Below are 23,625 nucleotides of genomic sequence, written 5' to 3'. Positions count from 1 at the left end.
CCGTAGCTGCTCTTCCTTATTTATCCCGGACAGCAGTGCGCCTGGGCGGGGACGACGGCCGGTCGTGCGGGCAGCCGGGTTGCACCCGGCCAATGTCAGCGGCTCGTCTTGAGCATCGCCGGATACCCGACGTCCTCGGTCGCCTTCTTCAAATCGGCCAGGCTGGCCTTGGCGTCGTCGTACACGATCACGGCTTCGCGCTTCTCGTAGCTCACCTTGACCTTCGATACGCCGGGCACCTTGGACAGTGCCGCCTTGATCGTGATCGGGCAGGTGGCGCAGTCCATGGTCGGTACGTTCAGTTCCACGGTCTGCTGCTTGGCCGACGCGAACTGCGGTGCGGCGAGGACGAACAGGGCGGCGGTGGCGGTCAGGATGCGGGTGGCGTTCATGGTCATTCCAGTGGGTCAATAAAACAGCGGGGCGATGAGCGGAAAGCCCAGCAGCAGGGCGGCGAACACGGCGCAGGCGATGAAGACGCGGCGCATGAGCGGGCGCGTCTTGGCGCAGCTGCCGTCGGCCAGCGTGCAGAAGCGGCGGGGACGGAACACGAGCCAGCCGGCCCAGCCCAGTGCGCCGACGGCTAGCGCGATGGCGTAGGGCGTGACGGGAGCGAGGGCCTGCAGGTGCGCCATCCAGGCCCCCGTGATCCCGACCAGCACCAATACCAGCGGCAGCACGCAGCAGGTCGAGGCCAGCAGCGTGGCCAGCACGCCGAACGCCAGCAGGCGCCCGAGCTTGCGCTCGGTGCCGGTGTCCACGCTCTCGAGGGTCGGGGGCGTCATGAGGATCGATCGGCCCGCGCGATCAGATGGCGCGCGAGGTGATGACGTACTTGAAGGCATCCGGATTCAGCGAGTCGTACGGCTCGCCGTTGCTCTCGGCCTGCGGGTACATCAGGAAGCCGACCTGCTTGATGGTCTTCGACTCCTGCAGGCGCACGTCGTGGCCGAAGTTGTAGCCCATCCAGTTGCCTTCCCAGCCGCCGAACAGCGCCTTGCGCACCGGGGCCACGATCGGGTTGTCGGCGTCCTTGATCCATTCGCTGGTCTCCTGGCGCATCACCTTGGTGACGTCGGCCGGGTCCATGGCGACCCAGCCGTGCTGCTTGAGCCAGACCTCGGCGCGGCAGTGCTGGGCGCCCTGCAGGGCGGCCGGCTTGCCGCCCAGTTCCTTGTACGGGAAGGCGCTCGGCGCGATGCGCACGCCGTAGACGTCGCGCGCCGGCAGGCCGACGGCGCGGCACAGGCCCACGAACAGGCCGTTCAGGTCGGCGCACTTGCCGCTCAGGTTCGCGGTCTCCAGCATGGACTTGATGTCGCCGATGCCGCAGCCCTTGACCTTCGGCTCGCGGAAGGTGTTCAGGATGATCCAGTCGTAGATGCGCTGGGCCTTGTCTTCGTCCGTGCGGGCGCCGGCCACGATCTGGTTGGCGGTCTTGAGGACGATGCCGTCCAGCGGCATCAGGTCGGTCGGGCGCAGCCACAGCGCGAGGTCTTCCCTGGTTTCGGTGGCAGCCTTGCCATGCTTCCAGTCTTCCGCACGGTCGCGGGTCTGGACGCGCGACACGACTTCCAGCGAGGGCACGACGCCGGCGTCGAACTGGGCGATCAGGTACTTGGCGCCGTAGTGCTCGTCGGTGGCGACCTTCATCGAGCGGGCGTTGCCGCTCCAGTTGTTGGACAGCGTGCGCTGCCAGTCGGTGTCGATGACGGGCAGGGGCACCCACACGGTCGAGGCGCCGGTCGGATTCTGCAGGCTCACCCTGGTGACCACCTCGTAGCCCTTCCAGTCGCCCGGCTTGGGCGCGAACGGGCGCTGCTGCTCCTGTTGCTGGGCCAGCACGGTGCGCGGCAGGGCGCCGGCGAGCAGGGCGCCGCCGGCGGCTTTGAGCAGCGAACGGCGCAGGGCGGTCGGTTTGGTGTCTTGCATTGCAGTCTTCCTAGTGTTGTTGGTTATTCTTGGTGCGGCTTGGCGCCGTCCCGCTCCGCGAGCAGCGCGTCGATCGCGCGGCCCAGCGCCGTGTCGTCGGCGGGAATCTCGCCGACGGTGCGCCAGCGCGCGCGGCCCTGGCGGTCGAGCACGACCGTGGTCGGCATCACGCCCGGGCTCCACAGCTTGAACGCGTCGCCGCCGCGATCGCGCAGCACGGGGTAGGGGATCGGGTGGCCGTCCGTGAATCCGCGGATCGCCGGCATGCCTTCCTTGTAGTTGACGCCGACGACGGCCAGTCCGTCGCGCCCGGCCAGCCTGGCCAGCACGGGGATCTCCGCCACGCAGGGAGCGCACCACGTGGCCCAGAAATTCACGACGACGACCTTGCCGCGCAAGCGGGCGAGGTCGAAGGGCTTGCCATCGAGATCGACGGCGTCGAGCGGCGGCGTCGCCTGCGCGGCGGGCCAGGGACGCAGCACGACGTCCCGTGCGGACGCCGGCGCGTGCACGCCGGCCGCCAGCAGGACGGCCGCGGCGGCCAGGCGGCGCCATTGCGAACCCATCAACATCGTCGGATCTGTGGAAATCGAAGCCATGAAGACCGTCATGATAGCAGAGCGGCGCCGCTTGCGCCGGAGCGGGAGGCGGCCGGCGTTGACATCCGGGCGGCGCGTTGTTCATCATCCACGCAAAGGAGTCATCATGAACAATTGGTTATGCCTGGCGGTCGCCATCGTGTCCGAGACGATCGCCACCACCGCCCTCAAGGCCAGCGCGGGCTTCAGCCGCCCGCTGCCTTCGGTCCTCGTCGTCGCCGGCTACGGGCTGGCGTTCTACTTCCTGTCGCTGACGCTGCGCACGATCCCGCTCGGCGTGACCTATGCCGTGTGGTCCGGCGTGGGCATCGTGCTGGTGACGCTGTCTGGCTGGCTGCTGTTCGGCCAGAAGCTCGACGCGGGCGCGCTGGCGGGCATCGGGCTGATCCTGGCCGGCGTGCTCGTGATGAATTTGTTCTCGAGGACGACGGGGCATTGAGCCTCTTTCCCTGACGTGCTGCACGACGGGCCGGGCAGTAGTAAGCTCGGCCAAAAAACAGCACGACAGGAGACGACATGCCACGATTCCCCCTGGCGGGGCTGGCGGCGCTTGCCCTGGCCACGGCGTTCGCGCCGGCGGCCGGGCAGGCGCCGCGGCCTGCGCCGTCCACCGCCGCCACCGCTGGTTCGTCCGCTGCGGGCCCTGCGGCCCCTGCGCCCGCGACGACCTACCGCAACCCGCTGTCCGTACGCCTTGCGAGCGGGGAGCCGGCCGAGAACTGCGCCGATCCCGCCGTCATGCGCGACCCCAACGCGGAGGCGCCGACCTGGTACCTGTACTGCACCAGCGACCCGGTCAGCAAGCGCGAACGCCCGCGGCCCGGCGAGCAGGGCGACTGGCATTTCCGCATGATGCCGATCTACCGCTCCACCGACCTGGTGCACTGGAACTTCGTGGCCGACGCCTTCGAGGAGCGTCCGGCGGGCCTCGCCGCCGGCGCGTCCGGCCTGTGGGCGCCCGAGCCAACCGTCATGAACGGCCGCTATTATCTGTACTTCACGGTGACCGACGTCGCCGATGCCCACAGTCCGGAGCCGGGCTGCGACCGCGACAGCGCCATCGGCGTGGCCACGTCGTCCTCGCCCACGGGACCCTGGCAGGCCGAGACGCGTCCCGTCGTCGCGCCGCGCCGCGCCGGCCCTGGCTGCAACTTCCTCTGGACCTACGATCCGAAGGTCGTCACCGACGACGCCGGCCGCCACTGGCTGTACTACGGCAGCTACGGCGGCGGGATCTGGGTCGTGCGGCTGGACGCGCGCGGCATGCGCGCCCAGGGCAAGCCGGTGCGGGTCGGGGCGGACGAACGCTACGAAGGGGCCGAGGTGATCCGCCACGGCGGCTGGTGGTACCTGTTCGCATCCGCCACCGACTGCTGCGCCGGTCCGTTGACGGGCTACGTCGTGTACGTGGGAAGAGCGCGCAGCCCCACGGGACCGTTCCGCGACCGCCTCGGCTACGACATGGCGGCGCGCCGCGCCGGGGGATCGCCCGTGCTCGTGCAGAACGGCAACCGCTGGGTCGGCGGCGGCCACAATACCGTCTTTACAGACATGGCCGGGCAGTGGTGGACGATCTACCACGCGGTGGACGTCAATGCGCCGTACTTCAGCGCGAAGGACAAGCTGACCAAGCGCGCGGCGCTGCTCGACCGCATCGACTGGGTCGACGGCTGGCCGCTGGCCGGAGGCGGGGCCGCGCCCACGGACACGGAGGAGGCCGCGCCTGCCGTCGCTCCCGGCACGCTCGCGGCAGAGGTGCACCCGAAGGCGGAAGACGTGCTCGCCGCGACGGGCGCGCCCCTGTGGGCCGACTCGCTGCGCGGCCCGCGGCTGGACCCCCGCTGGCGCTGGCTGCGCCCGCCCGCCAAGGGGGCCTGGTCGCTGGGGCCGGCGGGCCTCGCGCTCTCGACCCAGGACGCCGACCTGTACGTCGACACGAACAGCGCCAGCGTGCTGCGTGCGGCGCTGCCGGATGGCGACCTGCGCATCGAGGTGGAAATGGCCCTGGACGCGCCGGACGACTGCTGCGCGCGGCCCGTCCAGGCGGGCATCGTTCTGATGCGCGACGACGACAACTACGTCAAGCTGGTGGAGCTGGCCCGCGGCGGCCTGCGCCAGGTCGAGTTCGGGAAGGAGCTGGCGCCCGTCGAACCGGGCTATCCGCGCTACGGCAACACGGTCGCGGGCACGCCGGGGACGAAGACCTGGCTGCGCCTGGACATACGGCGCGGTCCGGGCGGGGAGCGCTACACGGCGTTCTCGAGCCAGGACGGGCGGCGCTGGACCGGCGGCGCGACCTGGAACCACAAGCTGGGGCCGGACGCGCGGCTGGGGCTCGTGGCGATGGGCGGGGCCGGGTGGACGGCGACGTTCTCGCGCGTGGCCGTGTACCGTCTGTCGCGTTGAAGATACGGCGCCCGCGCTGTTACGTTTCGTCACGCGAAAGAACTTGCGAGCGCGCGCCGGCCTCCATAGAGTAGGTGAAAACAACGAAGCGCCCGCCGCGGCGCCGAGGAGCCACCGTGGAATACCCCCGCCCGCAACTACGGCGCGCCGCCTGGCGCAGCCTGGATGGCCCATGGCAGGCCATGCTCGACGACGATGCCCGGCTCGTCGATCCGTCCGAGGTGCCGTTCGACCGCACGATCGTCGTTCCCTATCCGCCCGAGGCGCGCGCCAGCGGCGTGCACGACACCGGCTACCGCCGGCGCGTGTGGTACCGGCGCGCGATCCAGCTGGACCCGGCCATGGCGCCGGGCACGGGCGAGCGTCTCGTGCTGCACTTCGGCGCCGTGAACTACCGGGCCCGGGTCTGGGTCAATGGAAGGTTCGCCATCGAGCACCGCGGCGGCCACAGCCCGTTCTCGGTGGACGTCACCCGCTTCCTAGACGGCTCGGCCGTGGAGATCGCCGTCCAGGCCGACGACGATCCGCAGGACATGCACAAGCCGCGCGGCAAGATGGATTGGGAGCGCGACCCGCACAAGATCTGGTACCCGCGCACGAGCGGCATCTGGCGCACCGTCTGGATCGAGAAGCTGCCGCGCGCCCACGTGGCGCAGCTGCGCTGGACCGCCGACGTCGCCGCCTGGCAGATCCGCCTGGATGCCGACATCGCGCATGTGCCGGAGGGCGGCATGGCCAACGTCACGCTCAAGCTGGGCGAGCGTGTGCTCGTCAACGACCGCTGCCTGCTGACGGGCCCGCGCCTGTCGCGCATCTTCCAGCTGCCCGACCCCGGCATCGACGACGCCCGCGCCCTGTGGCTGTGGAGCCCGGAGAGCCCGCAGCTCATCGATGCCGAGATCGAGATCCGCAGCGCCGACGGCGCGCTGGTCGACGAGGTGCGCAGCTACACGGCCCTGCGTACCGTCGGCGTGCAGGGCGACCGCTTCATGCTCAACAGCCGCCCTTACTACCTGCGCATGGTGCTCGACCAGGGCTACTGGCCGGACAGCCTGATGGTGGCTTCCAGCGAACAGCTGCGCCACGACGTGCTGCTCATCAAGCGCCTGGGCTTCAACGGTGTGCGCAAGCACCAGAAGTCCGAGGACCCGCGCTGGCTGTACTGGTGCGACGTGCTGGGCCTGTGCGTGTGGGGCGAGATGCCCTCGGCCTACGGCTTCTCCAGCCAGACCGTGCACGGCGTGCTGGAGGAGTGGAAGGAGCTGGTCGAGCGCGATATCTCGCATCCCTGCATCGTGGCCTGGGTGCCGACCAACGAATCCTGGGGCGTGCCGGAGCTGATGAACGACCGGCGCCAAGTCGACTTCGTGCGCGCGCTGTACTACACGACGCGGGCGCTGGACGGCACCCGCCCCGTGATCGGCAACGACGGCTGGGAGTCGCCGTGCGGCGACGTCGTGTGCGTGCACGACTACGCCCAGGACACGCAGGTGCTGCTCGAGCGCTACGGCAACCGCGAGGCCGTCGACCATACGCTGGCCCACGTGCAGCCGGACGGGCGCCGCATCGTGATCGACGGCTTCACGGGCGCGGGCAAGCCCGTGTTCCTGTCCGAGTTCGGTGGCATTGCCATGATGCAAGTCGAAGACGGTCCCGGATGGGGATACTCGGTGGCGCGCGACGGCAAGGAACTGCTGGCGCGCTACCAGGAACTGATGGCCGCCATCCACCGCTGCCGTCCGCTGTCCGGCTTCTGCTACACGCAGCTGACCGACACCTTCCTCGAAAAGAACGGCCTGCTCACGGAATACCGGGTGCCGAAGGCGCCGGTCGACGCGCTGGCGGCGGCCACGCGCGGGCCGGACGCGGGGCGCCACGACTGGCACCTCGATCCCCTCGGCCACACGCAGCGCTGGCGCGCGCGGCGCGGCACCGATTTCCCGCTCGAGTGGACGCGCGTCGGGGAAACGGCAGAAGTGCTAACCTATCCGGGTGAGCGCCACGTGCCGCAGCAGGACGGTCCGGACGAGCACCCGCCGGGCAATCCGCCCGCGGGCGCGCCGGGCATCGAGCGGCGCGGACGTGGCGGTTCGGGAGTGCGCGGGAGACGCAAGGTGGCTTGAGCCGACCGCGATCTCCCGTCGCCGCGGCGCAAGCGCTGCGGCATACAAGAAAAGGGGAGATCGTGGCACGAGGAAGCAAAGGCCTCGCCGCCGCGCTGGCAGGATTGCTCGCGGCCGTACTGGGACTGTCGTCCCCGGCGGCCCGGGCCCAGGTCGAAGTCCGCATGTGGACCTTGCTGTCCGGCGGCGACGGCGCGCGCATGCAGGCGCTCGTCCGGGACTTCAATGCCAGCCAGCGCGACGTGCGCGTCGTCAGTACGACGCTCAAGTGGGGCGAGCCGTTCTATACCAAACTGATCACCGCCTCGGTGGCGGGCGCGGGGCCGGACGTGGCGACGGTGCACCTGTCGCGCATCGTCAACCTGGCCGGCGGCGGCGTGCTGCGGCCCATTTCCGGGGCCGAGCTGGGTGCCGCGGGCGTGCAGGGTGCGGACTACCTGCCGCGCCAGTGGGCCAAGTCGCACTACGAGGGCAAGCTGTGGGCGATCCCGCTCGACATGCACCCGCTGGTCCTCTATTACAACAAGACGCTGGCCGGCAAGGCCGGACTGCTCGACGCGCAGGGCCACCTGAAGCCCATCGATGGCATCGATGCGCTCACCGACGCCTTCCGCGTCGCCACCGAGCGCACGGGGCGGCGCGGCCTGACGATGGAGAGCAGCCAGAGCTCCTACGCGATCTGGCGCCTGTGGCTGTCGATGCTGGCGCAGCAGAACGTGCCCGTGATCCAGGGCGGACGCTTCGCGTATGGACCTGCGGGGCCGGCGACGCTGGCCAGGGTCGCCACCTGGTTCACGAGCGGCTACGCCCAGGTCGGCCTCGACTATCCCGCGTCGACGAGCCAGTTCATGGGCGGCAACGCCGTGTTCATGCTCAACGGCGTATGGGAAGTGCCGGAAATGGTGCGCGCGACGCAAAGCGGCACGCTGGGCTTCGACTACGGCATCGCGCCGCTGCCGCGCATGTACGCCAATGCCAGCGCCTGGGCCGACTCCCACGCCTTCGCCATTCCCGCGAACGCGGACAAGCCGCCGTCCCCCGCGAAGGTGGCGGCCGTGCTGCGCTTCGTCGCCTACGTCAGCAAGCATTCGCTGGGCTGGGCCGAGGGCGGCCACATCCCGGCCTATCGCCCGGTGGCGGAATCGGCCGCGGCGCGGGCGCTGATGCCCAACGCGATGTATGCACAAGCCGCGCACGACGTCGTCTACGACCCGGACGGCTGGTACATGGGCGCCGCCGGCCCGCTCGAGGCGATCGCGTCGAAATTCCTGCCGGCCGCGCTGTACGGCTACATGACGCCGGAGCAGGCCGTGCGCCGCTTCGAGGACGAGGCGGCGCGCCTTGTCAAGAAGCGCCCGCCGCTCTATTGAGGCCGTGCCGAGGACGACGATGAAACCGGATAGTACGCTCCACGACCGCAAGACGGATACGCTGCCCGCCTGGCTGCTGCTGGCGCCGTTCCTGCTCGCGTTTACGCTGTTCTTCGCCTTGCCGGCGCTGCAGACGCTGTGGCTGAGCCTGACGGAAAGCAGCCTGACGAGGACCAGCGCCTTCGTCGGCCTGGCCAACTACCACACGCTGCTCAACGATCCCGCATTCTGGGATTCGGTCGGCAACACCTTCTATTTCGCGCTGCTGACCGTGATTCCCCTGTGCGCGGTGGGCCTCCTCATGGCGCTGCTGGTAAACCGCTTCGTGCGCGTCCAGGGCCTGCTGCAGGGCGTGTTCTTCCTGCCGTTCGTCCTGCCGATCTCCGTCATGACGCTGATCGCCAGCTGGATGCTGCAGCCCTCGTCCGGCGTCGTCAACCACGTGCTGAACGGCGACCGCGCCTGGCTCGCCGACCCGCACTGGGCGCTGCCCGTCGTCGCCATCAGCACCGTATGGTGGACGGTCGGCTTCAACATGCTGCTGTTCCTGGCGGGCCTGCGCAACATCCCGAAGGAGCTGTACGAGGCCGCCGCCCTGGACGGCGCCAGCGGCTTCACGCTGTTTCGCGCCATCACCTGGCCGGCGCTGCGGCCCGTCGTCGCCACGGCGCTGGTGCTGCAGATGATCGCGTCGCTGAAGGTGTTCGGCCAGACCTACATCCTGACCACGGGCGGCCCGTTCAACACCACCCGCGTAACGCTGCACTATATGTACGAGACGGCGTTCACGCAGAGCGACGCCGGCTACGCGGCCGCCATCGCCATGGCCTTCGTCGCCATCGTCGTGCTGCTGTCGCTGCTGCAGGCGGGCATCGTGCGCTGGCTGGCGGGGAGGGGCGCATGAAGACCGGCGCGCAAGGCCGCGGCATGCCGGGGCGCGGCGGCCTCGCCTGGACCGCCGTCGGCGCCGCCTGCGCCGTCGTGCTGGTGGTGCTGTGGGCGGCGCCGCTGCTGTGGGCGCTGAGCACGGCGCTGCGCCCGGAACCGGAGACGGTGTCCGCCACCTTCCACTGGCTGCCACAGGTGTGGACGCTGAATGCGTTCGCCGAGACGCTCGCCGCGGGCAACCTGGTGCTGTGGCTGTTCAACAGCTTCTTCGTCGCCTTCCTCGTCACGGTGGTGACGATGGCGATCAGCCTGATGGCCGCGTACGCGTTCTCGCAGCTGCGTTTCCGCGGCCGCAACCTGGTGTTCGGCGTCGCCATGCTGGGATTCCTGCTGCCGTTCGAGGCGCTCCTGGTGCCGCTGTTCCGCACGATGAACGCGCTGGGCCTGATCAATACCTATGCGGGCATCGTGCTGCCCCAGGTCGTCGCCCCCGTCGTCATCTACGTGTTCAAGCAGTTCTTCGATGGGATCCCGGCCGACTATCGCGAGGCCGCGACGCTGGACGGCGCCGGCCCGCTGCGCGTGCTGTGGAGCGTCTACCTGCCGCTGTCGGGGAACATCGTGTGGGCGATGGCGATCGTGACCTTCATCGGCGCCTGGAACAACTTCCTGTGGCCGTTCATCGTCGTCACCTCCAACGAGATGATGACGATCCCGCTCGGCCTGACGCAGACCTACGACGCCTTCGGCGTGCGCTACGCCCAGCTGATGGCGGGGGCACTGCTGGGCGCCTTGCCCGTGGCGCTGGCCTACGTCGTGTTCCAGCGCCGGGTGACGCAGGGCTTCCTGGCCGCGGGCGGCCTCAAATGAACATGGAGACGGGATGGCATCGGTAAGGCTCAGGGACATACGCAAGCACTACGGCGAGCACGCCGTCATCAAGGGCATCGACCTCGACATCGAGGACGGCCAGTTCGTCGTCTTCGTCGGCCCGTCCGGCTGCGGCAAGTCCACGCTGCTGCGCATGATCGCGGGCCTGGAGGACATCACGGCCGGCACGCTGGAGCTGGACGGCGTCGTCAGCAACACGGTGGAACCGGCGCGGCGCGGCATCGCGATGGTGTTCCAGAGCTATGCGCTGTACCCGCACATGACCGTCGCGGAGAACATGGGCTTCGCGCTGAAGCTGGCCAAGGTGCCGAAGGGGGAAATCGCCGAGCGCGTGCAGCGCGCCGCCGACATCCTGCAGATCGGCCACCTGCTGGGGCGCAGGCCGAAGGACCTGTCCGGCGGCCAGCGCCAGCGCGTGGCGATCGGCCGCGCCATCGTCAGGAAGCCGGCCGTGTTCCTGTTCGACGAGCCGCTGTCGAACCTGGACGCCGCGCTGCGTGCCCAGACCCGCGTGGAGCTGGCGCGCCTGCACCGCGAACTGAACGCCACGATGATCTACGTGACGCACGACCAGGTGGAGGCGATGACGCTGGGCCAGCGCATCGTCGTGTTCAACGGCGGCCGCATCGAGCAGGTCGGCACCCCGCTCGACTTGTACGAACGGCCCGCGAACCTGTTCGTGGCGGGCTTCCTGGGCACGCCGAAGATGAATTTCCTGCCCGTGGAGCTGGTGTCCCACGACAGCGCCGGCGCGCGCGTGCGCCTGCCCGGCGGCGCCGTGCTCCTGGTCGACGCGGCCGTGCCGCCGGGCGCCGCCGGCGCCTTCACGCTGGGCGTGCGGCCCGAGCACCTGCTGCCCGCGGCGCACGGGGACGGCGCCGGCGAGGAGGGGGCGATCGCCGGCACGCTGAACCTGGTCGAGTACCTGGGCGACGTCACGCTCGCCTACGTGCAGGTGCCCGGCGCCGACGAGATGGTGGCGGCCAAGGTGGCCGCGGGCACGGCGCTGCCCGCCGTCGGAGGCCGCGTGCTGCTGCGTTTCGACGCGGCGCGCGCCTACCTGTTCGGCGCCGACGGGCGGGTCTGCCCGGCCGCCTGAGGGCGCACACGCGAGCGGCCATGTTGCGTGCATGCCGCAGGCGGCGCAAGCGTACGCCGCCGCATTCCGCTTTCTGTTAATTTCCTGATAATCAATTTAACAGATGCGGCCGACGTCCAGGCCGCCGAGAATCGGGAGAGACCCCCAATGAACGCTTTCCAGCTCCGGCCGCTGCACGTGGCCGCCATCCTCCTGTGCGCCCAGGCGGGCGCCGCCTGCGCGCAGGACGCCGCGCCGGCCCAGGCCCGGAATCCCGACAACCCCGGGGCCGCCGCACCGGCCCAACCCGCGGCCCAGGCCCCCGGCGCGCCCGCCGCCGCGACGCCGGCCGCCCCGACCCAGCCGCAGCAGATGCAGCAGGTGACGGTGACGGGCCTGCGCAGCAGCATCCGCACGGCCGAGGCGATCAAGCGCGACTCGATCCAGGTCGTGGACTCGATCAACGCCGAGGACATCGGCAAGTTCCCCGACCGCGCGGCGGGCGACGCGCTGCAGCGCATCGCCGGCGTGCAGGTGGGACGCGACCGCGGCGAGACCAGTTCCGTCATCATCCGCGGCCTGCCGGACGTCGTCACCACGGTGAACGGCATGGAGATCTTCACGGGCACCGGCCGCCGCCTCGCGTACCAGGACTTGCCCGTGCAGGCGATCGGCGGCTTCGACGTCTACAAGACGGCGACCCCCAACCAGCAGGAAGGCGGCATCGCCGGCGGCATCGACGTGCGCCTGCGCGCGCCGTTCGACCTGAAGGGCTTCAACGCCACCGGCTACCTCGAGAACCGGCGCCAGAAGGTGAACGGCTCCAGCGCGACGGACGACAAGAACAACCCGGGCGGCGGCTTCTCGCTGAGCAACCGCTGGAACACGGGCATGGGCGAGATGGGCGCCCTGGTCGACGTCGCGTTCAACCGCGAGCACTGGGGCTATCCCGTGCAGTGGGTCGACCGGCCCGACCGCATCTTCTCGGTGAGCCCGGACGGCACGGCCGTGCGCCTGGGCGACGGCGACCCGGTCGCGCCCCTGCGCCCGGGCGACCGCCTCGGCGACTTCTCGAACATCGGCGGCATCTACAACGCGGGCGACCGCGACCGCGGCAGCATCCACGGCGCCTTCCAGTGGAAGGTGCGGCCGAACCTGGAATTGACCGCGCAATACCTGGGCACGGGCTACCGCGGGCGCAGCGAAGTGGACTACATGATCGCCAACACGACCTGGGCGCCGCGCCTGTCCAACGTCGTGATGGCGCCGGACGGCGACTACTGCAACACGCCGGAAGGCAGGATCTGCCCGATCACGTCGGCCTACGCGCCGGCGGCGCAGTACGACGCGGGCGCGTACAGCTACGATCCCTACGTGGCCACCAGCAGCTGGGGCGTGAAGGAACACACGGTCTCGCACTTCTTCAACCTGGGCCTGCAATACCGCGACGGCCCGTGGAAGCTGTCCTCGAACGTGGCCTGGACCAAGTCGACCTTCGTCAACGACACGATGATCGTCGACCAGCAGGTTCCGGGGGCCAGCGTCAACGGCTATACCTACGGCGCCGACGGCCATGGCGGCTACAACGCGATCGCCACGCCGGGCAGCGCCAACCCGCTGCGCGATCCGAGCCAGTTCGTGCTGCGCGGGATGGTGCAGAACTGGGGCGTGCAGAAGGGCGAGCAGACGCAGTGGCGCGGCGACGCGTCGTACCGCCTGGGCGACGGCTTCTTCAGCGGCATCGACGCGGGTCTGCGCCTGTCGCAGCGCAACGCCAGCTACCATGGGGCCGAGGGCCACAGCGACTTCGGCGGCGCCGTGCGGCCGAACCCCGTCGCCGCCTTCGGCGCCGGCTTCGAGTCCCTGGTGCCCGGCATCGACCGCCTCGGCGGCCAGTGGCTCACGCCGTCGCGCGACTACCTGATCGACCAGGCCGACAGCGTGCGCGGGGTCTACGGCGCCGCCGCCGGACGGGTGGCCGAGGACCCGCTGCGCAGCTTCGACCAGAAGGAAACGACGAGCACGCTGTACGCGGCCGCGCGCTGGAAGGCGAAGGCGGGCGACATCGACCTGTCCGGCACCGCCGGCGCGCGCATCGTGCACACGAGCCGCGACCTGCAGGGCAGCAGCCGCATCGGCGACGTCATCAGCCCGATCGACCGCAGCACCAGCGAGAACAACGTGCTGCCCAGCGCCGCCGCCGTCATCGGCTGGCGCGAGAACCTGCAGTCGCACCTGTCCGTCGGCAAGACCATCAACCGCCCCGATTTCGCCTCGCTGAATCCGGCGCTGTCGCTCGTACCGTCGACCGTCAACGCGCCCGGCACGGGTTCGTCCGGCAACCCGGACCTGCGCCCGACCAAGTCCGTGAACAGCGACGCCACGCTGGAATACTATTTCCAGAAGAACGGCTACGCGCAGATCGCCGTGTTCCACCGCGATATCGACGGCTATCTGCAGAACATGGAGAGCCAGGAAGTCATCGATGGCCAGACCTACCGCGTGACGCGTCCGCAGAATTCGGGCAAGGGCAAGCTGAAGGGCGTGGAACTGGGCGCGCAGAAGTTCTTCGATTTCCTGCCTGGCGTCTGGAGCAACTTCGGCGTCCAGGCCAACTATACGTGGATCGACGGCGAAAACGAGACGCTGCTGTCGCCGACCAGCACCCAGTACCGCAAGACGGCGTTGACGGGCGTGGCCAAGCAGAACTACAACGTGGCGCTGCTGTACGAGGGCAACGGCATCACGGGCCGCCTGACGGCGAACCACCGGGGCGAATACGTCGAGCAGATCGCCGAGCCGCGCTTCGCCCAGGACCGCATCGTCAAGCCGGCGACCTTCGTCGACCTGAGCCTGTCGTACGAGATCAACAAGCATATCTCGATCCAGTTCGACGCCATCAACATCACGAAGGAGAAGTACGAGAGCTACCTGGGCAGCGAGATCCGCCCGCGCGACATCCGCTACAACCCGACGACCTACGGCCTCGGCCTGCGGTTCTCGCTGTAAGGAGCGCCGCATGGCCACGTATGCGAACCCCGTGTACCCCGAGGTATTCGCCGACCCCTTCGTGCTGCGCCACGAGGGCGTCTACTATGCCTACGGTACGGCGCCGGGCAATCCGCAGGGCGGGGAAATCCCCGTGCTGCGGTCGGTCGACCTCGTGCACTGGGAAGCGATCGGCCATGCGCTCGCGCCTGCTGGCGCGACGCAGTTCTGGGCGCCTGAAGTGGCCGCGCACGATGGCCGCTTCTACCTGTATTACTCGTCCGGCGGCGCAGCGGCGGAAGGGACTGACCACCGGCTGCGCGTGGCCGTGGCCGAGCATCCGGCCGGCCCCTTCGTCGACGCCGGCAAGCTGCTGGTGCCCTACCACCCGTTCTCGATCGACGCCCATCCATTCCGCGACGCCGACGGCCAGTGGTACCTGTTCTATTGCGTGGACTTCGTCGATCCGGACGGCGACCACCGGATCGGCACTGGCATCGTCGTCGACCGCCTGGCGGACATGACGACGCTGGCCGGCGAGGCCGTCACCGTCGTGCGGCCCCACCACGACTGGCACGTGTTCCGCAAGGACCGCGAGATGTACGGCAAGGTGGTCGACTGGCACACCGTGGAGGGGCCCGCCGTGCAGGTCCACGACGGCAAGTACTACTGTTTCTATAGCGGCGGCGCCTGGGAGCGCGACAACTACGGCGTCAGCTGGGTCGTCGCCGACCACCCGATGGGGCCGTGGCGCCGGCCCGAGGGCGATGAAGGGGCGCTGCTGATGCGCACGCCGAAGGACGGCCAGTTGCTGGGCCCGGGCCACAATTCCTTCACCGTGTCGCCGGACGGCAGCGAGACCTGGATCGTGTACCACGCCTGGGACCTGGCACAGACGGCGCGGCGCATGTGCATCGACCGGCTCGACTGGGTGGACGGCAGGCCGGTGACGGATGGGCCGACGTGGACGACGCGGCAGGCGCCGGCTTGAAACCGTCGTCCTCGCGCAGGCAGGGACCCAATCTTGCATGCTTGGCGGCGGCCCGATGAAAATCGGGTCCCTGCCTGCGCAGGGACGACGTCGCATATGCTGGATGACGTTCCATCAATCCCAGTAGTGCGTCTTTTCTTCCTCCGCCGCGCGCCGGTCGCGCGCGATCATCTCCTCCAGTTCCTCGCGCGCCTGCTTGCTCAGCGAGACGAAGGTCTCGCGGTCCTTGTAGTAGGGGTAGACGGCTTCCAGGCTCTGCTTGTTGTGGCGGCGGAAGCGGTTGGCGGCGTTGCGCGTGCGGTAGGCGCTCTGGCCCAGGCCTTCGGTCAGCACGGTGCGGCCCAGCTTGAGCGCCGACTCGTAGGTTTCGCGCTCGATCATCGTGACGCCCAGGTCCATCAGCTGGTAGTAATGCGTGACGTTGCGGGCGCGGGCGAAGATCGGCAGGTCCGGATAGTCGCGCCGTACCGTGTCGACGAGGGCGAGGCTGTCGTCGATGTCGTCGATGGCGACGACGACGGCGCGGGCCTTGGCCGCCCCGGCGGCGCGCAGCAGGTCGGCGCGGGTGGCGTCGCCGTAGAACACCTTGAAGCCGAAGTGGCGCAGCACCTCGATCTGGTCCGGGTCGTGGTCCAGCACCGTCAGGCGCACGTCGTTCGCGTGCAGGAAGCGGCCCACGATCTGGCCGAAGCGGCCGAAGCCGGCGATGATCACGTGGTCCTCGTTCGGTTCGATGGCGTCGGCCTTCTTCTTTCTCGCCTTGGCGCCGTCGCCGCCCTGGCGCCAGGCCTGGATGCGGTCGTACAGCATCAGCGTCAGCGGCGTGACGACCATCGACAGCGCCACCACGACGACGAGGATCGAGGCGACGTCGCTCGAGAACACGCGCGCGGTGGCGGCCGCGCCGAACACGACGAAGGCGAATTCGCCGCCCTGCGACAGCAGCAGCGCGAACTGCAGGTGCTGGCCGCGCGCCATGCCCAGCGCCCGGCTGAGCGCGTACAGCAGGGCGATCTTGATGACCTGGAAGCCCGCGACGAGGCCCAGGATCAGCAGCGGCTGCGCCAGGAACACGGCGAAGTCCACCGACATGCCGACGGCGATGAAGAACAGCCCGAGCAGCAGGCCCTTGAACGGTTCCACGTCCGATTCCAGCGCATGCCGGTATTCGGAGTCCGCCAGCAGCACGCCGGCCATGAAGGCGCCAAGGGCCATCGACACGCCGATCCACTGCATCAGCAGGGAGATCGCGATCACCATGAGCAGGGCGAAGGCCGTGAAGATCTCGCGCGTGTCCGTCTTGGCGATGACGCGCAGCAGCGGACGCACGAGGAAGCGGCCGGCCACGATCAGGCCCGCCAGCACGACGACCACTTTCAATACGGCCTGCCAGGCATTGCCGCCGCCGCCCGCTTCCTCGGGAATGCCGAGCAGGGGCACGATGGCGATCATCGGGATGGCGGCGATGTCCTGGAACAGCAGGATCGAGAAGCCGGCCTGGCCGGCCGGCGTGGGCATGAGGTTGCGTTCCTCCAGCGAGGCGAGGGCGATCGCCGTGGACGACAGCGACAGGCCCAGGCCCGCAATCAGGGCGACCTTCCAGTCGATGCCGGCGAGGATGGCGGCGCCGCACAGGCCGGCCGCCACGCCCAGCACCTGGGCGCCGCCCCAGCCGAAGATCGGGCGGCGCAGCGACCACAGCTTGCTCGGCTCGAGTTCCAGGCCGATCAGGAACAGCAGCAGCACGACGCCGAACTCGGCGAAGTGCAGCGCATCCTCGACTTCGCTGATGAGGCGGAAGCCGTAGGGGCCGATCAGGATGCCGGCCAGCAGGTAGCCGAGCACGGCGCCCAGCGCCAGGCGCTTGGCCAGCGGCACGACCAGCACGGCCGCGGCCAGGTAGACCATGGCGTTGAACAGCAGATTGTGTTCCATGCTCAAGCCTCCCCGGTGTAAGGCGTGGCCGCGGCCAGCGCGATGCCCGCGTAGCCCGCCAGGCGGCGCCGGAACTCGGCCGCGTGGGCGTCGATCGTCGCTTCGTCCGCCTTGGCGGCGCCGTGCAGCACGAGCGGTTCGATCCAGTCCATGCCGCACAGGGCGGCCGTCTGCTCGAACGGCGCGAGGAAGTCCGCGAACGGCCGGCCGTGCAAGCCGCCGGGGCGGTAAGCGTCCGGGCCGCTGCCGGTAGTCGTCACCAGCCAGTAGCCCTTGCCGCGCAGCGCGCATTCGCCCTTGCCGTAGGCCCAGCCGGGCTGCAGCACCTGCTCCATCCACTCCTTCATCAGCGACGGCATGCCGTACCAGCGGAACGGGTGCAAGAACACGACGAGGTGGGCGGCGCCGAGCAAGGAGCGCTCTTGCTCGGCGTCGATGTCGAAGTCGGGATACAGCTCGTACAGGTCCTGCACCTGCACGCCCTGCGTGGCGCGCGCGGCTTCCACCAGGCGGCGGTTGGCGGGAGAACGTTGCGGCGCCGGATGAGCATAGATCACGAGGATGGGGGCGGTTGTCATGCGGGCTTTCCAATATTGCAGTGTTGCGTTATTGCACTTATAGCATATCGAGGGCCGCTGCGGCTTCTGCCAAAGAACGTGCTTTCTTGATGGACATACGACGCCCGACATGTCCTACAAGTCAGCCGGGCGCGTGCCGATGGTCGCCGCGCGGGGCGCGCGTATGATAAAACCATCAAGATTGACGAGGAGGATACGATGTCCATGCAAAGCGAAGGCAAGGATGCCAAGGGCCGCAACTACGACCAGGTGACCAAGGACGGCAGCACGTCGATCGGCACGCTCGGGGCCGGCGGCACCGCGGGCGTGAACGACGTGGGCAGCATGTCGGGCGAGCGCGCGGCCGCGCGCGACGGCGCCGCCGGCGGCGGCATCAACACGCAGTCGGATCCTGGCGGCAACGTGCAGGGCGGACGGACGGACGACCTGCTGTCGGACGGCAGCGATGCCGACCGCGGCGACGGCTTCGTCGGCGAGGAAGCCGGCGAGCTGCAGACGGGCATGGGCGGCATCGGCAGCCTGAGCACGGGCAATGCCGGCAGCCGCCAGTCCGACGACAAACCATGATGGAATGAACGGGAACGTTTGATTCCATGCCCCTTGCGGGGATCGGGGGCGCGCCAGCGGACTGGCGCGCAGCACGGGCGGAGACGTGTCGGGGTGACGCGTCCCGCCCGTGTCTTTGGTCATCCGTCAGATATGCAGCGCGTGCCCCAGCGCCTTGAGCGCCGCCTCCTGCACGGCTTCGCCCAGCGTCGGGTGCGCGTGGATCGTGCCGCCGATGTCTTCGAGCTGGGCGCCCATCTCGATCGATTGCACGAAGGCCGTCGACAGCTCCGAGACCGCCTTGCCGACGGCCTGCCAGCCGACGACGACATGGTTGTCCTTGCGTGCCACCACGCGCACGAACCCGTCCGTGCCCTCGATCGTCATCGCGCGGCCGTTGGCGGCGAACGGGAAGCTGGACGTGACGACGTCCAGGCCCAGCCGTGCCGCATCGGCCGGCGTGTGCCCCACGACGACGACTTCCGGATCCGTGAAACAGACGGCGGGGATCGCCGCGGGCGCGAAGTGGCGGCGCTTGCCGGCGATGATCTCGGCCACCATCTCGCCCTGGGCCATGGCGCGGTGCGCCAGCATCGGTTCCCCCGTCAGGTCCCCGATCGCCCAGACGTTGCGCATCGACGTGCGGCACTGGTTGTCGATGCGCACGGCGCGGCCGTTCATGTCCAGCAGCAGGCTTTCCAGTCCATAGCCTTCCGTGTGCGGGCGCCGTCCAACGGCCACCAGGACGCGGTCCGCTTCCAGTACCGCTTCCTTGCCGCCGCCGCCGCGCAGACGGACGCCGCGCCCGTCCTCGGCCAGGCCCAGCACGCTCGCCTCGAGGTGCACCTCCACGCCCAGGCGCTTCAGGCTGGCCGCGACGGGCCGGGCCAGCTCGTCGTCGTAGGCCGGCAGCACGCGTCCGGCCGCCTCGACGACGGACACGCGCGCGCCCAGCTTGCGGTAGGCCGTGCCCAGCTCCAGGCCGATGTAGCCGGCGCCCACGACGACCAGGTGCCGTGGCATGCTGGCCGGAGACAGCGCCTCGGTCGACGAGATCACGTTGCCGCCGAAGGGCATGAACGGCAGTTCGACGGGACGCGAGCCGGTAGCCAGTAGCAGGTGTTCGCAGCGGATGCGCAGCGGGGCGCCGTCGCCGGTTTCGACGTCGACCGTCTTGCCGTCGACGATACTGGCATGGCCGTGCACCAGCGTCGCGCCGTTCTTCTTCAGCAGCGCGGCGACGCCGCCCGTCAGGCGCTTGACGATGCCTTCCTTCCAGCCGACCGTTTTCGCGATGTCGATCGTCGGCGCGCCGGCGGAGATGCCCAGCGGCGAGTCGCCGCTCGCGTGCGCGCATGCCATGTGAAATTCCTCGGCCGCGTGGATGAGCGCCTTGGACGGGATGCAGCCGATGTTCAGGCAGGTCCCGCCCGGATTCGCGGCTTCCACCAGGATGGTCGGGATGCCCAGCTGGCCGGCGCGGATGGCGGCGACGTAGCCGCCGGGGCCGCCGCCGACGATGAGCAGCGTGGTCGTTTCGTTCGTCGTCATCGGCTCACTCCACGAACAGCAGGGTCGGGGCTTCGAGATAGCCGCGGATGGTCTGGATGAACTCGGCCGCCACCATGCCGTCGATGACGCGGTGGTCGAACGAGGACGACAGGTTCATCAGCTTGCGCGCCACCATGCCGCCGTCGCGCACGACGGGCCGCTCGACGATGCGGTTGATGCCCACGATCGCCACTTCCGGGTGGTTGATGACGGGCGTGCTGACGATGCCGCCCAGCGCGCCCAGGCTCGTGATGGTAATGGTCGAGCCGGACAGTTCGTCGCGCGCGCACTTGCCGTCGCGCGCGGCCTGGGCCAGCCGGGCGATTTCCGCCGCGTTCGACCAGGGATCGCGCGCCTCGCTGTTGCGCACCACGGGCACCATCAGGCCGGCGCCCGTCTGCGTGGCCACGCCGATGTGGACGGCCTGGTAGCGCGTGACGATGCCGGCGCCGTCGCCGCTGCCGTCGTCATAGCGGGCGTTTACCTCCGGGTAGCGGCGCACGGCCAGCACGACAGCGCGCATCAGGAGGGGCAGCAGCGTGATGCGGCCGCGTTCCTCGCCGTAGCGCTCGTTGAGCTGCTTGCGCAGCGCTTCCAGCTCGGTCACGTCCACTTCCTCGACGTAGGTGAAGTGCGGGATCTGGCGCTTGGCCAGCTGCATCTTCTCGGCGATCTTGCGGCGCAGGCCGATCACGGGGATGGTTTCCTCACCGTCCAGCTGCGCGTAGCGGCTGTCGCCGCCGCCGGCGTGCCTGCCGCGGCCGGCCAGGTGCGCGTCGAGGTCGGCGTGGGTGATGCGGCCGGCCGGGCCGCTGCCCGCCACGTACTGCAGCTCGATGCCCAGGTCCCAGGCGCGCTTGCGCACGGCGGGCGCGGCCTGCGGTTTCTCGCCGGCGGCACGCGCCTGCGGCCGGCTCGGCGCGGGGGCCGACACTGGCGCTGCTGACGGTGCCGGGGTGGCCGGCGCAGGCTCGCGCCGTGCCACGCTGGCGGCCGCCTCGGCCACGCGAGGCGGCTCCGGCACGAAGCCGTGCGGCAGCTCGGCCGGCTCGTCGCCGGCCTCCGCCGTCCGGGCGACGGGCGCGGCGGCGGCATTGCCGGCACCTTCCACCTGCAGGCGGATCAGTTCCGCCCCCACGGCCAGCGCCTGCCCGACCTTGCCGCCCAGGCCCAGCACCGTGCCGTGCACGGGAGAGGGAATCTCGACGGTCGCCTTGTCCGTCATGACGTCGGCCAGCACCTGGTCTTCCTTGACGGCGTCGCCCGGCTGCACGCGCCAGGCCACCACTTCCACTTCCGCGATGCCTTCGCCCAGGTCCGGCATCTTGATCACGTAATCGCCCATCGTCAGCCCTCCATCGCACGCTTGAATGCCGCACCGACCCGGTCCGGGCCGGGGAAATACGCCCATTCCTGGGCGTGCGGATACGGGGTGTCCCAGCCCGTCACGCGCTCGATCGGCGCTTCCAGCTGGTAGAAGCAGTGTTCCTGCACGAGGGCCGCGAGCTCGGCGCCGAAACCGCTCGTGCGCGTCGCTTCGTGCACGATCACGCAGCGGCCCGTCTTCTTCACGGAGGCCACGATCGTGTCGAGGTCGAGCGGCCACAGCGTGCGCAGGTCGATGATCTCGGCGTCGATGCCCGTCTCCTTCGCCGCCGCTTCCGACACCCATACCATGGTGCCGTAGGCGAGCACCGTCAGGTCGGCGCCGGGCCGGAACACGGCGGCCTTGTCCAGCGGGACCGTGTAATGGCCCTCGGGGACGGCGCCAAGCGGGTGCTTGGCCCAGGAGACGACGGGGCGGTCATGGTGGCCGTCGAACGGGCCGTTGTACAGGCGCTTGGGTTCCAGGAAGATCACGGGGTCGTCGTTCTCGATCGACGCGATCAGGAGACCCTTCGCGTCGTAGGGGCTGGACGGCATCACGGTGCGCAGGCCGCACACGTGGGTGAAGAAGGCTTCCGGGCTCTGGCTGTGGGTCTGGCCGCCGTAGATGCCGCCGCCGCAGGGCATGCGGATCGTCAGCGGCGCCGTGAAGTCGCCGGCCGAGCGGTAGCGCAGGCGCGCCGCCTCCGACACGATCTGGTCGGTGGCCGGATAGAAGTAGTCGGCGAACTGGATCTCCACCACGGGGCGCAGGCCGTAGGCGGCCATGCCGACCGCCGTGCCGACGATGCCGCCTTCCGAGATCGGCGCGTCGAACACGCGCTGCTTGCCGTACTTGGCCTGCAGGCCGTCGGTGACGCGGAACACGCCGCCGAAATAGCCCACGTCCTGGCCGTAGACGACGACGTCGCCGTCGCGGCCCAGCATGACGTCCATGGCCGAGCGCAGCGCCTGGATCATGGTCATGGGGGTGGATTTGTCGCTTGTCTCCGCGGCCGCGTCGTCGTGCGCGGCCCCGTTCTTTGCTGGATTGTCGATGTCTCGCATCACGTCATACTCCCAGTTGCTGGCGCTGCCGGCGCAGGTGTTCGGGCATGTCCTTGTAGACGTCCTCGAACATCGATGCGGCGCTCGGCACGCGGCCGTCGATCAGGGTGCCGTGGCGCTCGGCTTCCTTCTGCGCCGCCAGCACTTCCGCTTCCAGTTCCGCCTGCACGGCCTCGTGCTCGGCGTCCGACCACCAGCCCAGCCCGGTCAGGTGGCGCCGCAGGCGTCCGACCGGGTCGCCCAGCGGGAAATGCGTCCATTCGTCGGCCGGACGGTAGCGCGACGGGTCGTCCGAGGTGGAATGCGGGCCGGCGCGGTAGGTCACCCATTCGATGAGCGTCGGCCCGAGGTTGCCGCGCGCCCGTTCGGCGGCCCAGCACGATGCGGCGTACACGGCCAGGAAGTCGTTGCCGTCCACGCGCAGCGAGGCGATGCCGGCGCCGACGCCGCGCGCCGCGAAGCTGACGCTTTCGCCGCCCGCGATGGCCTGGAAGGTGGAGATGGCCCACTGGTTGTTGACGACGTTCAGGATCACGGGGGCGCGGTAGACGTGGGCAAACGTGAGGCCCGTATGGAAATCGCTTTCGGCGGTGGCGCCGTCGCCGATCCAGCCGGAGGCGATCCTGGTGTCGCCCTTGATCGCCGACGCCATGGCCCAGCCGACCGCCTGCGGGATCTGCGTGGCGAGGTTGCCGGAGATCGTGAAGAAGCCGTCCTTCCTGACCGAGTACATGACAGGCAGCTGGCGGCCCTTGAGCGGGTCCGCCTCGTTGGACAGCAGCTGGCAGACCATGTCGACGAGCGGGTAGTCGCGCGCCATCAGCAGGCTTTGCTGGCGATAGGTGGGAAAGCACATGTCGCCCTGCTTCAGGGCGAGGGCGTGCGCGGTGCCGATCGCTTCCTCGCCCAGGCAGGTCATGTAGAAGGACAGCTTCTTCTGGCGCTGGGCGATGACCATGCGCGCGTCGAAGATGCGCGTCTTCATCATCGTGCGCAGGCCGAAGCGCAGCGTGTCGCGGTCCAGCTGCGGGTTCCATGGGCCGACGGCATTGCCGTCGTCGTCCAGTACCCGGATCAGGCTCGAGGCCAGCGCCGCCGTGTCCTGGTAGCGGACGTCGACGGCGGGGCGCGCGACGGCGCCGGCGGGGGTGATGTCGAGATAGGAAAAATCGGTCTTGCAACCGGGGCGGCCGGTGGGCTCCGGGACGTGCAGCGACAGAGGGGTGCTCTGGCTCATAACGCGCTTCCTTTGTAAGAAATGTGCGGGAGAGAACATATTAGTTGCGGCAAGACGGCGCACGGCAGCGTTGCCGAAC

General features: G+C 69.6%; 20 protein-coding genes. 10 read left to right on the top strand and 10 right to left on the bottom strand.

The genetic code is table 11. The features are described 5' to 3' along the window. Positions 1 to 95 precede the first annotated feature (95 nt). The 4 genes from merP to QPK32_RS13155 are packed head-to-tail and all read right to left on the bottom strand — an operon-like array spanning position 96 to position 2,498. A complete protein-coding gene (merP, locus tag QPK32_RS13170; protein WP_290413266.1) occupies positions 96 to 392 on the bottom strand; it encodes a mercury resistance system periplasmic binding protein MerP in 297 nt (98 codons plus the stop codon). A gap of 15 nt (positions 393 to 407) precedes the next feature. Beyond that, positions 408 to 785 carry a mercuric transporter MerT family protein gene (locus tag QPK32_RS13165; protein ID WP_290413265.1) on the bottom strand — a complete coding sequence of 126 codons (378 nt, stop codon included), beginning with the start codon at positions 783 to 785 and terminating at the stop codon, positions 408 to 410. 22 nt (positions 786 to 807) lie between these two features. Beyond that, positions 808 to 1,932 carry a transglutaminase family protein gene (locus QPK32_RS13160; protein ID WP_290413264.1) on the bottom strand — a complete coding sequence of 375 codons (1,125 nt, stop codon included), beginning with the start codon at positions 1,930 to 1,932 and terminating at the stop codon, positions 808 to 810. A gap of 23 nt (positions 1,933 to 1,955) precedes the next feature. Continuing rightward, the gene (locus QPK32_RS13155) at positions 1,956 to 2,498 is read right to left on the bottom strand and encodes a TlpA disulfide reductase family protein (protein WP_290413263.1); all 543 of its coding nucleotides are present in this window, start codon (positions 2,496 to 2,498) and stop codon (positions 1,956 to 1,958) included. A gap of 139 nt (positions 2,499 to 2,637) precedes the next feature. Between QPK32_RS13155 and QPK32_RS13150 the strand changes: the two genes are divergently transcribed. The 9 genes from QPK32_RS13150 (at position 2,638) to QPK32_RS13110 (ending at position 15,266) form a co-directional block, all read left to right on the top strand. After that, the gene (locus QPK32_RS13150; protein ID WP_290413262.1) at positions 2,638 to 2,970 is read left to right on the top strand and encodes a multidrug efflux SMR transporter; all 333 of its coding nucleotides are present in this window, start codon (positions 2,638 to 2,640) and stop codon (positions 2,968 to 2,970) included. A gap of 77 nt (positions 2,971 to 3,047) precedes the next feature. Continuing rightward, positions 3,048 to 4,937 carry a family 43 glycosylhydrolase gene (locus tag QPK32_RS13145; protein WP_290413261.1) on the top strand — a complete coding sequence of 630 codons (1,890 nt, stop codon included), beginning with the start codon at positions 3,048 to 3,050 and terminating at the stop codon, positions 4,935 to 4,937. A 116-nt stretch (positions 4,938 to 5,053) separates the two neighbouring features. Continuing rightward, positions 5,054 to 7,060: a glycoside hydrolase family 2 TIM barrel-domain containing protein gene (locus tag QPK32_RS13140; RefSeq protein WP_290413260.1), complete on the top strand. Its 2,007-nt coding sequence runs from the start codon at positions 5,054 to 5,056 to the stop codon at positions 7,058 to 7,060. Between the two features lie 62 nt (positions 7,061 to 7,122). Then, positions 7,123 to 8,430: an extracellular solute-binding protein gene (locus tag QPK32_RS13135; RefSeq protein WP_290413259.1), complete on the top strand. Its 1,308-nt coding sequence runs from the start codon at positions 7,123 to 7,125 to the stop codon at positions 8,428 to 8,430. A 19-nt stretch (positions 8,431 to 8,449) separates the two neighbouring features. After that, a complete protein-coding gene (locus QPK32_RS13130) occupies positions 8,450 to 9,334 on the top strand; it encodes a carbohydrate ABC transporter permease (protein ID WP_290413258.1) in 885 nt (294 codons plus the stop codon). Continuing rightward, entirely contained in the window at positions 9,331 to 10,188 is an 858-nt protein-coding gene (locus tag QPK32_RS13125) for a carbohydrate ABC transporter permease (RefSeq protein WP_290413257.1), read from the top strand. Before QPK32_RS13130 ends, QPK32_RS13125 begins: the two co-directional genes overlap by 4 nt. A 13-nt stretch (positions 10,189 to 10,201) precedes the next feature. Then, positions 10,202 to 11,308 (top strand): ABC transporter ATP-binding protein, encoded by a 1,107-nt coding sequence (locus QPK32_RS13120; protein ID WP_290413256.1) that lies wholly within the window; start codon positions 10,202 to 10,204, stop codon positions 11,306 to 11,308. 147 nt (positions 11,309 to 11,455) lie between these two features. Beyond that, positions 11,456 to 14,296: a TonB-dependent receptor gene (locus tag QPK32_RS13115; protein ID WP_290413255.1), complete on the top strand. Its 2,841-nt coding sequence runs from the start codon at positions 11,456 to 11,458 to the stop codon at positions 14,294 to 14,296. A 10-nt stretch (positions 14,297 to 14,306) separates the two neighbouring features. Then, complete coding sequence (locus QPK32_RS13110; RefSeq protein WP_290413254.1) at positions 14,307 to 15,266, top strand: glycoside hydrolase family 43 protein; 960 nt, start codon at positions 14,307 to 14,309, stop codon at positions 15,264 to 15,266. Between the two features lie 114 nt (positions 15,267 to 15,380). Here QPK32_RS13110 and kefC read toward each other — a convergent pair whose 3' ends face one another. Together kefC and QPK32_RS13100 are read right to left on the bottom strand one after the other, a co-directional pair. After that, the gene (gene kefC, locus QPK32_RS13105) at positions 15,381 to 17,201 is read right to left on the bottom strand and encodes a glutathione-regulated potassium-efflux system protein KefC (RefSeq protein WP_290413253.1); all 1,821 of its coding nucleotides are present in this window, start codon (positions 17,199 to 17,201) and stop codon (positions 15,381 to 15,383) included. Between the two features lie 2 nt (positions 17,202 to 17,203). Continuing rightward, entirely contained in the window at positions 17,204 to 17,779 is a 576-nt protein-coding gene (locus QPK32_RS13100) for an NAD(P)H-dependent oxidoreductase (protein WP_290413252.1), read from the bottom strand. 198 nt (positions 17,780 to 17,977) lie between these two features. On the opposite strand from QPK32_RS13100, the gene QPK32_RS13095 reads away from it, so the two are divergent. Next, positions 17,978 to 18,346, top strand: a complete 369-nt coding sequence (locus tag QPK32_RS13095; RefSeq protein ID WP_290413251.1) for a hypothetical protein — start codon at positions 17,978 to 17,980, stop codon at positions 18,344 to 18,346. A gap of 126 nt (positions 18,347 to 18,472) precedes the next feature. Here the strand turns inward: QPK32_RS13095 and lpdA are convergent, their stop codons facing one another. From lpdA to QPK32_RS13075, 4 genes are all read right to left on the bottom strand, one after another. Further along, positions 18,473 to 19,876 carry a dihydrolipoyl dehydrogenase gene (gene lpdA, locus QPK32_RS13090; protein ID WP_290413250.1) on the bottom strand — a complete coding sequence of 468 codons (1,404 nt, stop codon included), beginning with the start codon at positions 19,874 to 19,876 and terminating at the stop codon, positions 18,473 to 18,475. Positions 19,877 to 19,880: 4 nt separating this feature from the next. Next, positions 19,881 to 21,221, bottom strand: a complete 1,341-nt coding sequence (locus tag QPK32_RS13085) for a dihydrolipoamide acetyltransferase family protein (RefSeq protein ID WP_290413249.1) — start codon at positions 21,219 to 21,221, stop codon at positions 19,881 to 19,883. A gap of 2 nt (positions 21,222 to 21,223) precedes the next feature. After that, positions 21,224 to 22,228 carry an alpha-ketoacid dehydrogenase subunit beta gene (locus QPK32_RS13080; protein ID WP_290413275.1) on the bottom strand — a complete coding sequence of 335 codons (1,005 nt, stop codon included), beginning with the start codon at positions 22,226 to 22,228 and terminating at the stop codon, positions 21,224 to 21,226. A gap of 85 nt (positions 22,229 to 22,313) precedes the next feature. After that, positions 22,314 to 23,546: a 3-methyl-2-oxobutanoate dehydrogenase (2-methylpropanoyl-transferring) subunit alpha gene (locus tag QPK32_RS13075; RefSeq protein WP_290413248.1), complete on the bottom strand. Its 1,233-nt coding sequence runs from the start codon at positions 23,544 to 23,546 to the stop codon at positions 22,314 to 22,316. Positions 23,547 to 23,625 lie beyond the last annotated feature (79 nt).

The organism is Massilia sp. YIM B02763, from assembly GCF_030412015.1.
Classification (GTDB): Bacteria; Pseudomonadota; Gammaproteobacteria; order Burkholderiales; family Burkholderiaceae_D; genus Telluria.
This window is presented reverse-complemented; position numbering and strand designations above follow the sequence as displayed.

Bases quoted from the DNA above. Each gene is read 5' to 3' on its own strand.
- merP (WP_290413266.1), bottom strand. From the start codon at position 392: ATGAACGCCACCCGCATCCTGACCGCCACCGCCGCCCTGTTCGTCCTC.
- QPK32_RS13165 (WP_290413265.1), bottom strand. From the start codon at position 785: ATGACGCCCCCGACCCTCGAGAGCGTGGACACCGGCACCGAGCGCAAG.
- QPK32_RS13160 (WP_290413264.1), bottom strand. From the start codon at position 1,932: ATGCAAGACACCAAACCGACCGCCCTGCGCCGTTCGCTGCTCAAAGCC.
- QPK32_RS13155 (WP_290413263.1), bottom strand. From the start codon at position 2,498: ATGGGTTCGCAATGGCGCCGCCTGGCCGCCGCGGCCGTCCTGCTGGCG.
- QPK32_RS13150 (WP_290413262.1), top strand. From the start codon at position 2,638: ATGAACAATTGGTTATGCCTGGCGGTCGCCATCGTGTCCGAGACGATC.
- QPK32_RS13145 (WP_290413261.1), top strand. From the start codon at position 3,048: ATGCCACGATTCCCCCTGGCGGGGCTGGCGGCGCTTGCCCTGGCCACG.
- QPK32_RS13130 (WP_290413258.1), top strand. From the start codon at position 8,450: ATGAAACCGGATAGTACGCTCCACGACCGCAAGACGGATACGCTGCCC.
- QPK32_RS13125 (WP_290413257.1), top strand. From the start codon at position 9,331: ATGAAGACCGGCGCGCAAGGCCGCGGCATGCCGGGGCGCGGCGGCCTC.
- QPK32_RS13120 (WP_290413256.1), top strand. From the start codon at position 10,202: ATGGCATCGGTAAGGCTCAGGGACATACGCAAGCACTACGGCGAGCAC.
- QPK32_RS13115 (WP_290413255.1), top strand. From the start codon at position 11,456: ATGAACGCTTTCCAGCTCCGGCCGCTGCACGTGGCCGCCATCCTCCTG.
- QPK32_RS13110 (WP_290413254.1), top strand. From the start codon at position 14,307: ATGGCCACGTATGCGAACCCCGTGTACCCCGAGGTATTCGCCGACCCC.
- kefC (WP_290413253.1), bottom strand. From the start codon at position 17,201: ATGGAACACAATCTGCTGTTCAACGCCATGGTCTACCTGGCCGCGGCC.
- QPK32_RS13100 (WP_290413252.1), bottom strand. From the start codon at position 17,779: ATGACAACCGCCCCCATCCTCGTGATCTATGCTCATCCGGCGCCGCAA.
- QPK32_RS13095 (WP_290413251.1), top strand. From the start codon at position 17,978: ATGTCCATGCAAAGCGAAGGCAAGGATGCCAAGGGCCGCAACTACGAC.
- lpdA (WP_290413250.1), bottom strand. From the start codon at position 19,876: ATGACGACGAACGAAACGACCACGCTGCTCATCGTCGGCGGCGGCCCC.
- QPK32_RS13085 (WP_290413249.1), bottom strand. From the start codon at position 21,221: ATGGGCGATTACGTGATCAAGATGCCGGACCTGGGCGAAGGCATCGCG.
- QPK32_RS13080 (WP_290413275.1), bottom strand. From the start codon at position 22,228: ATGACCATGATCCAGGCGCTGCGCTCGGCCATGGACGTCATGCTGGGC.
- QPK32_RS13075 (WP_290413248.1), bottom strand. From the start codon at position 23,546: ATGAGCCAGAGCACCCCTCTGTCGCTGCACGTCCCGGAGCCCACCGGC.